Annotated in this window: 14 protein-coding genes; 6 read left to right on the top strand and 8 right to left on the bottom strand. The window is 61.3% G+C overall.

Going from position 1 to position 14,520, the window contains the following annotated elements:
* Positions 1–44: 44 nt before the first annotated feature.
* The 5 genes from prfB to LB571_RS28300 all read left to right on the top strand — a co-directional run bounded on the left by prfB (position 45) and on the right by LB571_RS28300 (position 4,254).
* A protein-coding gene (gene prfB / locus LB571_RS28320; RefSeq protein ID WP_015318029.1) for a peptide chain release factor 2 occupies positions 45–1,176 on the top strand; the annotation gives its coding sequence in 2 pieces (ribosomal slippage) (positions 45–110 and positions 112–1,176; 1,131 coding nt in all).
* Between the two features lie 583 nt (positions 1,177–1,759).
* Entirely contained in the window at positions 1,760–2,128 is a 369-nt protein-coding gene (locus LB571_RS28315) for a hypothetical protein (RefSeq protein WP_015318027.1), read from the top strand.
* A 114-nt stretch (positions 2,129–2,242) separates the two neighbouring features.
* Entirely contained in the window at positions 2,243–2,611 is a 369-nt protein-coding gene (locus LB571_RS28310; protein WP_224599659.1) for a GFA family protein, read from the top strand.
* A 133-nt stretch (positions 2,612–2,744) separates the two neighbouring features.
* Positions 2,745–3,395 (top strand): OmpA family protein, encoded by a 651-nt coding sequence (locus LB571_RS28305; protein ID WP_015318025.1) that lies wholly within the window; start codon positions 2,745–2,747, stop codon positions 3,393–3,395.
* A 253-nt stretch (positions 3,396–3,648) separates the two neighbouring features.
* Positions 3,649–4,254 (top strand): hypothetical protein, encoded by a 606-nt coding sequence (locus LB571_RS28300; protein ID WP_015318024.1) that lies wholly within the window; start codon positions 3,649–3,651, stop codon positions 4,252–4,254.
* Between the two features lie 153 nt (positions 4,255–4,407).
* Here the strand turns inward: LB571_RS28300 and LB571_RS28295 are convergent, their stop codons facing one another.
* The 4 genes from LB571_RS28295 to LB571_RS28280 form a co-directional block, all read right to left on the bottom strand.
* The gene (locus tag LB571_RS28295; RefSeq protein WP_181173048.1) at positions 4,408–5,991 is read right to left on the bottom strand and encodes a DEAD/DEAH box helicase; all 1,584 of its coding nucleotides are present in this window, start codon (positions 5,989–5,991) and stop codon (positions 4,408–4,410) included.
* A gap of 192 nt (positions 5,992–6,183) precedes the next feature.
* Entirely contained in the window at positions 6,184–6,957 is a 774-nt protein-coding gene (locus tag LB571_RS28290; protein ID WP_041163462.1) for an NAD kinase, read from the bottom strand.
* A 660-nt stretch (positions 6,958–7,617) separates the two neighbouring features.
* A complete protein-coding gene (glf, locus tag LB571_RS28285) occupies positions 7,618–8,802 on the bottom strand; it encodes a UDP-galactopyranose mutase (protein ID WP_015318020.1) in 1,185 nt (394 codons plus the stop codon).
* A gap of 15 nt (positions 8,803–8,817) precedes the next feature.
* Positions 8,818–9,702 carry a hypothetical protein gene (locus LB571_RS28280; protein ID WP_224599657.1) on the bottom strand — a complete coding sequence of 295 codons (885 nt, stop codon included), beginning with the start codon at positions 9,700–9,702 and terminating at the stop codon, positions 8,818–8,820.
* 284 nt (positions 9,703–9,986) lie between these two features.
* Here LB571_RS28280 and LB571_RS28275 point away from each other — a divergent pair, with 284 nt between their 5' ends.
* Positions 9,987–10,910, top strand: coding sequence for a hypothetical protein (locus LB571_RS28275; RefSeq protein ID WP_140717315.1), 924 nt, complete (start codon positions 9,987–9,989; stop codon positions 10,908–10,910).
* Between the two features lie 137 nt (positions 10,911–11,047).
* On the opposite strand, the gene LB571_RS28270 is transcribed toward LB571_RS28275, so the two are convergent.
* Genes LB571_RS28270 through LB571_RS28255 form a run of 4 tightly spaced genes read right to left on the bottom strand, consistent with a single transcriptional unit; the run spans position 11,048 to position 14,518 of the window.
* A complete protein-coding gene (locus LB571_RS28270) occupies positions 11,048–11,809 on the bottom strand; it encodes an MBL fold metallo-hydrolase (RefSeq protein ID WP_224599655.1) in 762 nt (253 codons plus the stop codon).
* 2 nt (positions 11,810–11,811) lie between these two features.
* On the bottom strand, positions 11,812–12,876 hold the full coding sequence (locus tag LB571_RS28265; RefSeq protein ID WP_224599654.1) for an ABC transporter ATP-binding protein: 1,065 nt from the start codon (positions 12,874–12,876) through the stop codon (positions 11,812–11,814).
* Entirely contained in the window at positions 12,873–13,655 is a 783-nt protein-coding gene (locus LB571_RS28260; RefSeq protein WP_224599652.1) for an ABC transporter permease, read from the bottom strand. The genes LB571_RS28265 and LB571_RS28260 overlap by 4 nt, the downstream gene beginning before the upstream one ends.
* Positions 13,656–13,657: 2 nt before the next feature.
* Positions 13,658–14,518, bottom strand: a complete 861-nt coding sequence (locus tag LB571_RS28255; protein WP_224599650.1) for an ABC transporter permease — start codon at positions 14,516–14,518, stop codon at positions 13,658–13,660.
* Positions 14,519–14,520 lie beyond the last annotated feature (2 nt).

The raw sequence follows: 14,520 nt of genomic DNA, 5'->3' as shown, positions 1-14,520 counted from the left end.
GCCGACCGAAGCGTCATTTCAGCAACAGGACAAAACATCAGGCCATGCGCGCGGAAACGCAGAATATCGTCGACGAGATCAGGCAGGCGATAACCCTGCTGAGGAGGCATCTTTGACTGGGATCAGGCCATAAAGCGGCTTGAATACCTGAACGTGCGGGCCGAGGACGCCAGTCTCTGGAACGAACCGCTGGAAGCGCAGAAGCTGATGCGCGAGCGCCAGGGCCTCGAGGAAGGCATCGCGGCGGTCAAGGGCCTGACCCAGGCGCTGGAAGACAATATCGGTCTCATCGAGCTCGGCGAGGAAGAGGGCGACGAAGGCGTCGTCGCCGAAGCCGAAGCCGCGATCCGTTCGATGCAGGGCGAGGCCAAGGCCCGACAGGTGGAAACGCTGCTCTCGGGCGAAGCGGACGCCAACGACACCTATCTCGAAATCCATGCCGGCGCCGGCGGCACCGAGAGCCAGGATTGGGCCTCGATGCTGTTGCGCATGTACACGCGCTGGGCCGAGCGCCGCCGCTTCAAGGTCGAGGTGCTGGAAGTGCATGACGGCGAAGAGGCGGGCATCAAGTCCGCGACCTTGCTGATCAAGGGCCACAATGCCTATGGCTGGATGAAGACCGAATCCGGCGTCCACCGCCTGGTGCGCATCTCACCCTATGATAGCAATGCGCGCCGTCATACGTCCTTCTCCAGCGTCTGGGTCTATCCTGTCGTCGACGACAGGATAGAGATCGACGTCTCTGAATCCGACGTGCGCATCGATACCTATCGTTCATCGGGTTCGGGCGGCCAGCACGTCAACACCACTGATTCGGCCGTGCGCATCACCCACATCGCCACCGGCATCGCGGTCGCCTGTCAGGCCGAACGCTCGCAGCACAAGAACAAGGCCAAGGCCTGGGAAATGCTGCGCTCGCGCCTCTACGAGGAAGAGCTGAAGAAGCGCGAAGCGGTGGCCAATGCCACCGAGGCATCGAAGAGCGACATCGGCTGGGGTCACCAGATACGTTCCTACGTGTTGCAGCCCTATCAGCTGGTCAAGGATCTGCGCACCGGTGTCGAAAGCACCAGCCCCTCGAGCGTGCTCGACGGCGACCTCGACGACTTCATGGAAGCTTCGCTATCGCAACGCATCGAGGGTGGCGCGGGCGAAGCTGTGGCGGACCTGGATTAGGCTGCTTGCGCGGGCAATGATCGCGAGCCGTCGCAAAAGCGGAGGTATTGTCGTGCGGCCCCCGGTGTTGGCCTCAAGTGTTCGCCGGTGCGGCGCGACAAGTTCGTGGTGATTGGTCCCGACTCGGCATATCGCTCTGGTGCGGGAAGGGGCTTTTCTTCCTCCCAAAGCGAGCGCGGCGCATGTTCGCCGTTCGGCCGGCTGCTTATACCTTCTTCGGCTGCAGGGTGGCTGATTTTCCTTTGCGGACGATCGTCGGCACTGTCACCGGCAATCAAGAGCATGTGATTGGATTTGAGCGGCTGGAACCACTCCGGGCCAATCCCGTTGTTTGCATGCCCCGCCTGCCGGGAACTTACCTGGCTTGAATCTCGTCAGCGGTAGCAGTGTGTTATGGCGTGCGCCCATATCTGGCGCAGCGGCTTCTTGCGCCGACCAAGGAATCAGCCCAGCATCCGAATGCTGGGAGACAAAAAGCATTTATGGCCGGACGCGGCATATCTGCGACTGATGATCCGGCCACTGGGAAGACACGTTCCGGGAACGGGCAGGCGAAATGCTTGACGCTCGAAAGGAACGTCCCATGTCTGCTGCCACGCCCAGATCGGCCCGAGCCGTTCAACCGGTCGGCCGACTTATGTTTTCTCTGTTTGCCGTCGCGATGTTCGCGCCTGCGGCCTTTGCTCATGATGCCAAGCCCACGGCAGCAAAGCCGCAGGGTTGGAGCTATCCGTTCGCCTGCTGCGCCAACTATGACTGTCGTGCCACGCACACCGGCGAAGTGCTGGAAAAGCCCGAAGGCTACGTGATTGCCGGTACCGGCGAAGTCGTTCCGATGACGGACAAGCGCGTCAAGGACAGCCCTGACGGCGAATTTCACTGGTGCGCGCATCAGGCCGGTCTCGATGCCGGCAAGACGATATGCCTGTTCGTGCCGCCGCGCTCATTTTGAGACGCGCCGACAGTTGAAGTGCATTGGCGCAGAGGCTGCTGACGGCCAGTTGTCAGGATCGCTTCTTTATGGTGCCTTGCCGCCTGGGCGGCGGACAATGGAGAGGTGATATTCATGGCCATCAAGGGAAGCTGCCACTGCAAGGCGACGATGTTCGAGGTGTCGGAAGCGCCGCAGACGGTGACGCAATGCACCTGTTCGTTCTGCTCGAAACGCGGCTCGCTTTGGGCCTACTATACCCCATCGCGGTTCAAGCTCGTCACGCCGCTGAAGAATGTTTCCTTTTATCAGTGGGGCTCAAAAAACGTAAAGCATGGTTTTTGCGCAACCTGCGGCTGCGGCACCTTCACCGAAACGCCGGACTGGTCGACCGGCGAGCCGGATTTCGATAATCCGAAGATCAGCGTGAACGCGCGGCTGTTCGATGATTTCGATCTCGATAAAGTCGAAGTGGTGGTCATTGACGGCAAGAATCTCTGGTAGCCACACCGGGCGGCCAACTGGATAATCGGCAGGCGCTTTTCCCGTTCCGTTTTTCGCCGCATTTCATGCTACAAGTCGCGGCAAGGGCTGATTTGGCGCCATCGTAAGGCGTGACTTGGAGAGGGACCATCCTATGAAGAAGACCGTGCTCGTCGTTATGGCGACGGCTCTGCTCGTGACCGCGTGCACCACCACCGATCCGTATACGGGCGACCAGAAGATTTCGAACACGGCGGCGGGCGCGGGCCTTGGCGCTCTGGCCGGTGCCAGCCTTGGTCTGCTTGCCGGCGGCAATGATCGTCGCAATGCGCTGATCGGCGCCGGCATCGGCGCGCTGGCCGGCGGCGCCATTGGCGCCACTATGGACCAGAACGAGGCGGAACTGCGCCGGCAGCTCGAGGGCACCGGCGTCAGCGTCACCCGCAGCGGCGACCAGATCATCCTCAACATGCCGTCCGACATCACCTTCAACACCGACCAGGACGCGGTGAAGCCCGGCTTCTACCAGGTGCTGAATTCGGTGGCGCTGGTGCTGAAGAAGTTCAAGCAGACCACGGTCGACGTTTTCGGCCACACCGATTCGACCGGTGGCGACCAGCACAATTTCGACCTGTCGCAGCGCCGTGCCCTGGCGGTCGCCAATTATCTGTCCGGCCAGGGCGTTGACCAGCGCCGCTTCGCCGTCACCGGATTTGGCAAGACGAGGCCCGTCGCCTCCAACGCCACGGCCGAGGGCCGGGCCCAGAACCGACGCGTCGAGATTCAGCTTTCGCCGCTCACCTGAGCAGGGCCGTGTTTGTCACGCTAAACGGCCCCCAATGGGGGCCGTTTTCATCCAGGCGTATACTGGCGGTGCCAGTTTCGTGACAGCAGTCAAATAAAATTAGCAATATCTAATAAGTTCTTTTCCGCAGCCGTGGAAAGGATTAGCGTTGCAGCGTTCCAAAGGGGATGGGGCGGTTTAATCGGCCGCGCAATCAACGACTTTGCCGCCGCCTCGGTCTTGCACGGCCAGATCAGAAATCTGGGAGGAATGCATGACAAGAACAGCCAGCCTTGGGCGCTGCGGCGTCCTCGCTTTGACAGGTGTTGTAGGTGCATGGTTGGGCCTCGCCACGGCTCATGCCGAGGACGCCAACAAGGCCGACATGGACGCGTTGAAAAAATCGCTCGCCAAATATCAGGACTACACCGCCGCCGTCCGCGATCTCTATCTCTCGACGGTCGGCTGCGTCTACTACAGCGGAGAAAAGATACCCGGCTCCATGGACTATCCGAAAGGCGCCATGGGCATCCACTTCGTCAACGTTCCAAGCGTCGGCCAGAAACTCGACCCGATGAAGCCCAACGTCCTGATCTACGAGCCGACCAAGAAAGGCCTGAAGTTGGTCGGCGTGGAATGGCTGGTGCCGCTAACCCCGGACATCAAGGCGCCGCCGAAGCTGTTCGGTCAAACCTTCATGGGCCCGATGGAGGGACATTATCCGCTCATCCCGAAGGAGTTCGTCCACTACGATCTTCACGCCTGGCTCGATGACAATCCGAACGGCATGTTCAGTCCGACGAACCCGAAGGTGAAATGCAACAAGGCCGAGTTTCCGATGCTGGAAAAACCGACCAAGATGATGTCCGGACCGATGTGAACTGGAGCGGATCAGCGTTCGCCTGAATCGCCCCACCTGCTTGTTTCCACGCAATTCGCGACGGAAGAGCGCTACGCGGCTTTTCCTCGAATTGCTGTCGGCTGCAGGGCAAAAAAGAAGGCAAGCCGCCCCTAGGCGGCTTGCTCGCTGGAATCAGACCTTGGCGACGATGCGCATGAAGGCCGGCATGTCATCGCCGAAGCCGACCGTGGCGTCGTTGTCTTCCTGATGGTGGCGGGCAGGGCGGCTGTTGCTGCGCTGCGGCCTGGTGTCGCCGCGCTCAGGGGCGCGCGGCTCATTGCGGTCGGACGATTTGCGCTCGGTGTTTTCCGAGCGGATTGCATCCTTGCGGGCGCGCCGTTCGACAATATCGGCCGTCTCGGCCACATCGGGCTGCTCCTGCGGCTGAGCACCCACGGCCGAGGCATCTTCCTCGCTGTGTCTGCCGCGACGCTCGCCGCTCTTCTTGCGCCCGCCCCTGTCGTTGCGGTCCTCGTCCTTGCGGCCGGCGCGGCGTGGCGCGCCTTTGCCGCGGCGCGGAGCATCGTCCTCGCCTTCGCTGGCAACCACCGTCGACAGGTCGCCGTCATGCCACTCGATCTTGGTCCCGATCAGCCGTTCGATGGCGTCGATATACTTGGTGTCGGACTTGGTCGCGATGGTGAAGGACTTGCCGGAGCGTCCGGCGCGGCCGGTGCGACCGATGCGGTGGACATAGTCCTCGGCATGGATCGGCACGTCGTAGTTGAAGACATGGCTGACATCGGGAATGTCGAGGCCGCGCGCGGCGACATCCGAGGCGACGAGATAGCGCAGCTTGCCGTCACGGAAATTGGCCAGCATCTGCATGCGCGCGCGCTGGTCCATGTCGCCATGCAGCGCACCGGCATCGAAATCATATTTCAGCAGCGAGCGGAACAGCTCCGAAACCTCGATCTTGCGGTTGCAGAAGATGATCGCGTTCTTCAGCTCCGCATCCTCGGCCTTGATCAGGTTGCGCAGCGTTTCACGCTTGTCCCAAGGCTTCGAGCCCGATTTGACCAACCGCTGGATGATGTTGGTGGCCGCCGAAGCGGCCTTGGAGACCTCGACGCGCACCGGCGCATGCAGGAATTTTTCCGTCAGCTTGGTGATCTCTGGCGGCATGGTCGCCGAAAAGAACAGCGTCTGCCGGGTGAACGGGATCATCTCGCAGATACGCTCGATATCGGGAATGAAACCCATGTCGAGCATACGGTCCGCCTCGTCGATGACGAGGATCTCGACGCCGTTGAGCAGCAGCTTGCCGCGCTCGCGATGGTCGAGAAGACGGCCAGGCGTAGCGATCAGCACATCGGCGCCGCGCTCCAGCTTTTTGTCCTGTTCGTCGAACGACACCCCGCCGATCAGCAGCGCGATGTTGAGCTTGTGGTTCTTGCCGTATTTGACGAAGTTTTCTTCGACCTGCGCGGCAAGCTCACGCGTCGGCTCCAGGATCAGCGTGCGCGGCATGCGGGCGCGGGCACGGCCCTTTTCCAGCCGGGTCAGCATCGGCAGCACGAAGGACGCGGTCTTGCCGGTGCCGGTCTGGGCAATGCCCAGCACGTCCTTGCCGAGCAAGGCGTGCGGGATCGCACCAGCCTGGATCGGCGTCGGCTGGAGATAGCCGGCATCGGTGACTGCGGAAAGCACCTTCGGCGACAGGCCGAGGTCTGAAAAGGTCAACGCTTCTTGAGCGATCGTCGTGTCTGAGGACAAGTGTTGCTGTCTTTGGCTGGTTCGGGGAAGCGCAACGTCATTCGTCGCGGCAAGCGCCACGCGCCTGCAAGATTGGTATTGCGATTAGGCGCAAGCCCGCGATTTGTCAACAGAAACGGGTAGGATTGGCGCGATTGTGAAGTTGTAAGCTTAATCGCGATGCTTAATCCGGCCTCCTGTCACTGTGCCGGCTCAGTAACGGAACTGTTCGGCCAGGATGCGTTCGTTCCAGGAGTGGTTGGGATCGAACAGCAAAGTCGCGGTCGCCGTTGGCGATTCCCGCACCGTGACCGAGGTCACCGCCTTGACCTCCGTGTGGTCGGCGGCCGCGTTCACCGGCCGCTTTTCCGACTCCAGAATGTCGAAGCGCACGGTCGCCTTGTTGGAAAGCAATGCGCCGCGCCAGCGTCGCGGACGAAACGGGCTGACCGGCGTGAGCGCCAAAAGCGGCGCGTCGAGAGGCAGGATCGGGCCGTGCGCGGAAAGATTATACGCGGTCGATCCGGCCGGCGTCGCGATCATGACGCCGTCGCAGTTCAGTTCCTCGAGCCGTATTTGGTCATCGATGCTGATGCGGATCTTGGCCGTCTGGTAGGATTGGCGCCACAGCGCCACTTCGTTGATCGCCAGTGCCGTGACGTGTTCGCCATCCGAGGTGGTTGCCAGCATCTCCAGCGGGCGGATCGTTTCGGCGACCGCCGCCGCGATGCGCTCGGTGAGCCCCCCGGACCGGTATTCGTTCATCAGGAAGCCGATGGTGCCACGGTTCATGCCGTAGACCTTTTTTCCCGTACCCATCGTGTCGCGCAATGTTTGCAGCAGAAAGCCGTCGCCGCCCAGCGCCACCACGACGGTCGCCTCGGCGACCGAACATTGGCCATAGCGCGCCGACAGGCTATCCAGCGCCGCCTTGGCGTCTGCTGTGTCGGACGAGACGAAGGCGATGCTGTTGGTGGCTGTGCTCATGGCTCCCCGATCGCGACCGATTGGCGCCGGCAGGTTCTGGCGCGCCAGCGCCGGGGTAGCATGGGGCAGGCAGGTCTGCAAAGAGAGCCTCTGTCAGCCCATGAGACGAGGGTGCGGCAGTGCCGCCGCACCAGCCGGTCGCGGTTGATGTCACGGCGCGAGCGAATGTGATGGTTAAGGCAGGGCTTAAGCTCTCGTAAAGCCGGGTCGATCATGTTAGCCGGCATGGGGTGGCGTGGGGCGCCCGCAGCACGACCTTGCCACTTCGGACGCAAAGGACGCTGCGGCAGTTCAGATATGCGTGCATGAACCCGCGGTTCTCGATGCCAGGGGATATGCGCCAGCCAGACGAGGCCGACATATTGCCGGTAGCACGCCTGATCATCGTCTTTCTCATGTTGGGAAGTTTCGCGCTTGTCTTCGCAGAACTGGTGCGCCAGTCGGAAGAAACGAGCGCTAGGCCGATCCCCACGGCGTCGCGTTGCGGCGATGCCGCCGGCATGCCTTGCCCGCAAAGGGCGCTATAGGTCAAACACCGCATCGATCCGCACCAGGGGATCCGGCGTACTTTCGAATGGTTCAGGAAGCGGATAGCCGCCGATGGCAAATCGGCGGCGACGACCTGAAAACCGGAGATTTGCGGCTTCAGAACCCGGCCCGTCATGTCGAACGCGAGACGGAATCGAGCCGACCGGCGAAATAGGGCTCGAGCACGGTTTCGAAGACCTTAAGGGCGGCGCCGATCGCCTGATGCATATCGAGATAGCGGTAGGTTCCCAACCGTCCCCCGAGGTGCAGGTTTTTCTCCGCACCCGCCCGGTCGAGATAGCGGCGATAGACCGCCTGATCCTTGCGCGTGTCGATCGGATAATAAGGCTCGTCGGCGCGGCCTGCGAAACGGGAATACTCACGGCCGATGAGCGTCTTGGCGCTCCCGTGCTGGCGCTCCGGGTTGAAATGCCGGAATTCGACCACGCGGGTATAAGGCACGGCCTCGTCCGCGTAGTTCATGATCGCCGTGCCCTGATGGTCCGGCGTGTCCATGACCTCCAGATCGATATCAATGGTTCGCCAGCCGAGTTCGCCTTCGCTATAGTCGAAGTAGCGGTCGATCGGCCCGGTGTAGACGACCGGCAGGTCCTTCGGCAGCAAGGACTTGATGTCGAAGAAGTCGATGCCAAGCCGTGTTTCGATAAGCTCCTGCGCCAGCATCTTTTCGAAGATCGCCGTGTAGCCGTCCACAGGCTGGCCCTGGAACCGGTCGTTGAAATAGCCGTCCTCGAATGTGTAGCGAACCGGCAGGCGCGCGATGATCTGCGCCGGCAGTTCGCGCGGATCCGTCTGCCATTGCTTGGCGGTGTAACCCTTGATCAAGGCCTCGTAGAGAGGGCGGCCGACCAGGGAGATCGCCTTCTCCTCAAGATTGGCCGGCGGACGGTCGCCAACTTCCGTCGCCTGCTCGGCAATCATGTCGCGTGCCTCGTCCGGACTTAGCCGCCTGCCGAAGAACTGGGACATCGTGGCAAGGTTGATCGGCAGCGGATAGACCTTGTCGCGATATGTCGAGAATGCACGATGGCGATAGGCGGTAAAACCGGTGAAGGCACGCAGGTAATTCCAGACCTCCTCGTTGGATGTATGGAACAGATGCGGCCCGTAGCGATGGATCTCCACACCGGTGACAGGATCTTGTTCGGTGTAGGCATTGCCGCCGATGTGCCGGCGCCGGTCGATTACCAGCACGCGTCGCCCGAGTTGCGTGGCGATGCGCTCGGCAAGCGTTGCACCATAAAAACCAGCGCCGACAATGAGGATTTCGGCCTTGCCCAGCAGGGTCCTGTCCATTCGCGTATCCGAACCTTAGGGCTTGAGAATTATTTGGGACAGGTCGACGGACTTGGAATACTGCCTGCGCAGAAGGCGCCATAACAATTCCATCAATCGATTCGCCTGGCGAAAGGCTTTCCTGTCCAAGAGATAATCGGCCACCATACGCAGGCCGATCATCGATTTCGACCGCCAGCGCCGGCCTTTTCGATCGACGGCCTCATAGGACAATGGAAAAAGCTCGCCAAATCCATATTGCGACGCCAATTGGCGATATTCCTTGTCGGGCGTTCTTCCTGACTCGAGCATCGCTGTTTTCAGGTGAGCTCCCACCGGCCGGGTGTGGCGGACCGGCAAGGCGTCGAACACGGCAGATGTTCCACGGTTTTCTTCGGCAAGCCTGGTCCACAACAAGTCCAGACCAAAACCGCTCATGGAGTGTTTGAACAGAGGCAGCATCTTGGCCGCTACATCGGCTCTCAGGCAGGGGGCCATGATCTCGATCGTGTCTACCAGGCGAAACTCGAAGCTCCTGCAGCGGAGGAACGGGAGGTGGGAATAATAGCTGTCCAGCGTCAGTGACGGCTGGCCGATATGGAGGTCAAGCCGGCGCATGTTGGCGAACATCGCCTCGATGGTCGCCCGGTCTGCTTCCAGATCGTCGTCCGGCAGCCAGACATACTGGTAGCGGTCAAGAAGTTCGGGCTGTCGGCTCAGCAGAGCATGGATGCCATCCCATTTGCCGCCCTTGTAGTCGACTCGGTTTTCAAGCGGCAGCCGAAACGCAGATGGATCACTTCCGAAGTAGCTGACGATCAAATCAAATTCACAATTGGGATCGTCCGCCCCCCATCCACGATGGAGAGATTTGTCGCCTGCCCTGACTATCACGAGATTGCGGTGTGTGGTGTTCGTCAAAGTCCTGCTTCCGACACTCATACCCTCAATCCGGGTCCTCGGCGAGCCCTACACGAAAGCAAGTTGAATGCGAAGGGCATGAGGAAGATCTCCTGGCGTTACCTGAGCACGATGTCTTGCCGGCATAACGGGTGTATTTAAACGTCATGACGATTCGTCATGTTTTGAGGCGAATCCAATGGGGCAGGGGCCTGTCATGTCAACAGCTATTGCCCGAACGAGCGTTCTGATAATCAAGATTCGCTGATGTACGGGACTCTGATTTTACAGGAACCAGGAATTCTATGAAACTGATCGTTGTCACCCCGGCCGGTCGTGAGAAATATCTGCGTCTGCTTGGCCATCATGTTTTGAAAAACCTCGATGTGCATGAGTGGCACCTCTGGGACAACTGTCGCAACGAGGCTGACCGGGCCTATCTACAAAGATTGGCGGCCTCCGATCCGCGTTGCAAGATCAAGCGGCTTCCACATGCCGATGGCGGGATCAACGTCATCGGCGATTTCTATCGCTTTTGCGACGATCCCGGTGCTTTCTACCTACGCCTCGACGACGATGTAGTTTTTGTCGAGGACGGCTTCTTTCGAAAATTCATGGCAAGGGTCATGGCCGAAAGGGGATCGGCCATCTGGTACGCTCCGTTGATCGTCAACAACGCAATCTGCAATTCGCTGATCAAGCAGCTTTCCAGGGTGCGGGTGGATGGCCCGCTTACCTGTCAGGCGTCATGCGAATTCTCCTGGGCGCATGCGACCTTTCCGCAGGCCCTACACCCGGTGTTCATTGAAGCTGTGCGCTCCAATCGGCTCCAGGATTTTCGCGTGCCGGACCGGGAGATCAGGCTGTCACGCTTTTCGATCAACGCAATCGGTTTTTTCGGATCGGACATTGTCGATCTCGGAGAGCACTTTCAACCGCGCGGCGACGAGGAAGAGTGGTTGTCGGCGACGCTTCCGGCCAAGCTGGACCGGCCGGGCAAGATTTTCGGTGACCTGCTCGTCGCGCATTTCAGCTTCTATACACAGGAACGCCAGTTACTGCGCACCAACATACTCGAAGGTTATTATGAGCTCGCCGGCCTGGCTCCCCCTGTCTACGAAAAACCGCCAGTCGGCTGGAGGGAGCAGCTGAGGCAATGGAGGAGACGCCGCAGGGGATCGGCGCCACCGCGCTATACAATCTCGCTTCCGGCACCCATTCCCGAGTGACGCACTGGCTCCGGCCCGTTCGTGTCGCGAGCCGGTCGCCCACTGTGTCACCATCAGCGCACTGCGAGGGGTGGCGACGGGCTCGTGCCGACCCAGGCCTTCCGACGCCATTTCGACTTGATGCCGTCACTCAGCCCTCAAGGGCGCTGCCGCAGATGGCAGCCGGCCTGACGTTTCTGTTCGAGATATTCGTCGATCAACTGGCCGTAGCGCACCCTGCCGAAGCTCGGGAAATGGCCACCATGGACGACCGAGACGTCGAGATCGCGCATGGCGAGCAGCGTCGCCATGTAATCTGGTATGTCCGAGTGGTAGACATCATCGATCAGCGGGCCATCATAGATGATGTCGCCGGACAGCAGGATGCCGGTCTTCTTCTCGTAGAGCGCAATGCCGCCCGGCGAATGGCCTGGCGTGTGGACGACCTCGAAGGCCCGGTCGCCGAGATCAATGATGTCGCCATGCGCGAGCATACGGTCGGCCGGCGCGGGCTGGATTCGATAGCGCGCCGTGTCCCAGCCCCGCGGCATGCCATCGAACATTTCTTCTGTCGCATAGATGCCGGCAGCGGTCCATTCGTTGCGCGGATCGGCCAGGATTGCCGCTTCGGCCGAATGCACGCAGCGATCGGAAAACTCATGGTGGCAGCCGATATGGTCGAAATGCGTGTGGCTGGCAACGCAGGTCAGCTTGCGCTCGCTCACCAGGGACACATGGGTGCGCAGGCTGAAATGACCGAGGCCGGTGTCGAACAGGAGATCGCGGTCGCGTCCGCGCACATGCCACATATTGCAGCGGAAGAACGGTTTTATCCATGGCTCGTGAATCAGCGTGATGCCGTCGGCCATGCGGAATGTTTCGTACCAGTCCGGTGCGTCGATGACCGCAAGCGTGCTCATGTTCAATCCGTCAGCAAGATGATCTGGTCGGTATCACAGGAAATCGCGACCCTGTCGCCCGCATGGACGATGGAGGTCGCCGGCAGCTTGGCGATGAACCGCAGGGAAGGCTCTTCGACGGAGGTCGCCAGCACGCGCTTGAAACTGCCCTGGAAAACGACGTCGCTCACATCAGCCTCGCCGAGCTTCGTGCCAGCCGACGCAGCGCCAAGCACAAGGTGCTCAGGGCGTATCGCCAGTGCGGCAGTAGACCCCAACGGCAAGGCACTGGATAAGGAAACCGGTCCGACCGGTGTCGTGACGGTGCTCGTCCTGTCACTGGTCTCGATGACAGTGCCGGCAAGGATCGTGCTCTCGCCCATGAAGGTCGCGGAAAAACGCGTCGCCGGCCTCGCATAGACGCGCTCGGGCGGCCCCTCGTCCTCGATGCGGCCGTCATTCATCACCACGCAATGGTCGGCCAGCGCCATCGCTTCTTCCTGGTCGTGAGTGACATGGATGAAGGCGGTGCCGACCCGCTTCTGGATCGCCTTCAGTTCGTCCTGCATCTGGCGGCGCAGTTTCAGGTCGAGCGCCCCGAGCGGCTCGTCGAGCAGAAGCACCGCCGGCTCGATCACCAGGGCGCGCGCCAGCGCCACGCGTTGGCGCTGGCCGCCGGAAAGCTGGTGCGGCTTCTTGTCGAAGGCGGCGGCGAGGCCCACCAGGGCCAGCGCATCGCGCGCTTTTGCCGCCCGCGTCACTCCGTCGACACCTTGCATGCGCAGCCCAAAACCGACATTGCCGCCGACGCTCATATGCGGGAACAGCGCATAATCCTGGAACACCGTCGTCGTCGGGCGTTTGGCCGGCGGCACCGAGGTGCAGTCCTGGCCGCGGATGAGGACCTTGCCTTCGCTCGGATTGACGAAACCGCCGAGAATGGAGAGCAGCGTCGTCTTGCCGGAACCGGATGGTCCAAGCAGGATCGTATAGCTGCCGGCCGCTATCGTCAGCGAGACATTCTTCAGCACGGGATGCTGGCCGAAGCGGTGCGAGATGTCGCGGATATCGACCAGGGGCGCGTTCATGCCGATTTCCTTCGCAGCAAGATCAGTTCGAAGAACACCACCAGCACGATCGAGACGGCAAAGACCAGCGAACCGACCGCATTGGTCTTGGGATTGAGGCCGGAGCGCAGCAGGTTCCAGATTTCCACCGGCAGCGTGGTCTGGAAGCGCGTCAGCAGGAAGGAGATCACGAACTCGTCCCAGGACAAGGTCATCGACAGGAAGAAGCCGGCGAAAATGGCCGGCGCCATGACGGGCACGGTGATCAACAGCAGCACCTTCCATTCCGGCGCGCCGAGGTCGCGCGCGGCGCGCTCGATGTTGATCTGGTGGTCCCCTAACTGGCTGTAGATGATGGCGAAGCACAGCGGCAGGTTGATCACCACATGGCCGATCCCGGCGGCAAGCAGAGATTTCGGCACGCCGGCCCAGTTGAACAGCACCAGCAGCCCCATGCCGATGATGAGATAGCTGACGGTGAGCGGCAAGGTGATCAACCCGCGCAGCAGGCCCGAGCCTGGCAGGACGAAGCGCGCGAACCCCCAGGCCGACAGGAAGCCGAGCATGACGGCTGCGGCCGAGGAAAGAACCGCGACCAGCAGCGAATTGGCCAGCGCCGAAGTCAGCCGGTTATCGGAAAGAACCGCCTCGTACCAGCGCAGCGATGGACCTGTGAACGGGGGAATGGGGAAGGACGTCGACTGCAGCGAGAACAGCACCAGCACGACGACCGGCAGGAAGATGAAGCCGTAGACGGCAAGCGCGTAAATCCAGGAAGCGATGCGGCCAATGCTGCGCATGATCAGGTCCGCTCGATCTTTAGCCAGCGGGCGCAGGCGAGATAGGCGATGGTCACGACCGCCATCAGGATGATCGACAGCGCCGAGGCCAATGGAAAATCGCCGCGCCGGCCGATCTGCATCATCACCAGCTGCGGCATCAGAAGCTCGTTGTTCCCGCCGAGGATCTGCGGCGTGATGTAGTCGCCGATGCACAGCACGAAAGTGAGAAAAGCGCCGACCATGATGCCGGGCAAGGTCAATGGCAGGATGACATGCAGGAAGGCGCGCACCGGTCCGGCGCCGAGATCGGCGGCGGCCTTGCGGTAACTGGGGCTGAGCTGCTTCAGATTGGCGAAGATGGTCAGCGTCAAAAGCATGACGAAGAAATGCACGAAGCCTGTGACGGTGGCCAGGCGCGTATTGGCGAGCTGCAGCGGTTCGGAGACCACGCCAATGCCAGTCAGTACCCGGTTGATGACGCCGTTCTGCGCCAGCACCAGCAGCCAGGAGTAGGAGCGCACGACATAGGAGGTCCAGAACGGCAGCACGGCCAGCATCAGCGCCAGCCGCTGCCAGCGTTCAGGAACCTGTTCGGCCAGAATCCAGGCGAAGGGATAGGCAAGCAGCACGGAAACCACGGTGACGATGGCGGTGACCTGCAGCGAGTTCACCATCGCCTGCCAGTAGGCGGGGTTGGTGAAGAATTGGCTGTAGTTGGACAGGGTGCCCCCGCCGCCCTCCTGCGCGGTGAAGCTCGAAAGCCCCATGGCGACGAAGGGCAGCACGAAGAAGAGAAGCGTCCAGCCAAGTGCCGGTGTGACCAGCGCCCAGGGAAGGACACGGCCTGTCCGCGCGCCCTCACTGTTTCCCGCGGCGCTCATCA

This window comes from Mesorhizobium sp. BR1-1-4 (assembly GCF_020165375.1).
Taxonomy (GTDB): Bacteria; Pseudomonadota; Alphaproteobacteria; order Rhizobiales; family Rhizobiaceae; genus Mesorhizobium; species Mesorhizobium australicum.
This window is presented reverse-complemented; position numbering and strand designations above follow the sequence as displayed.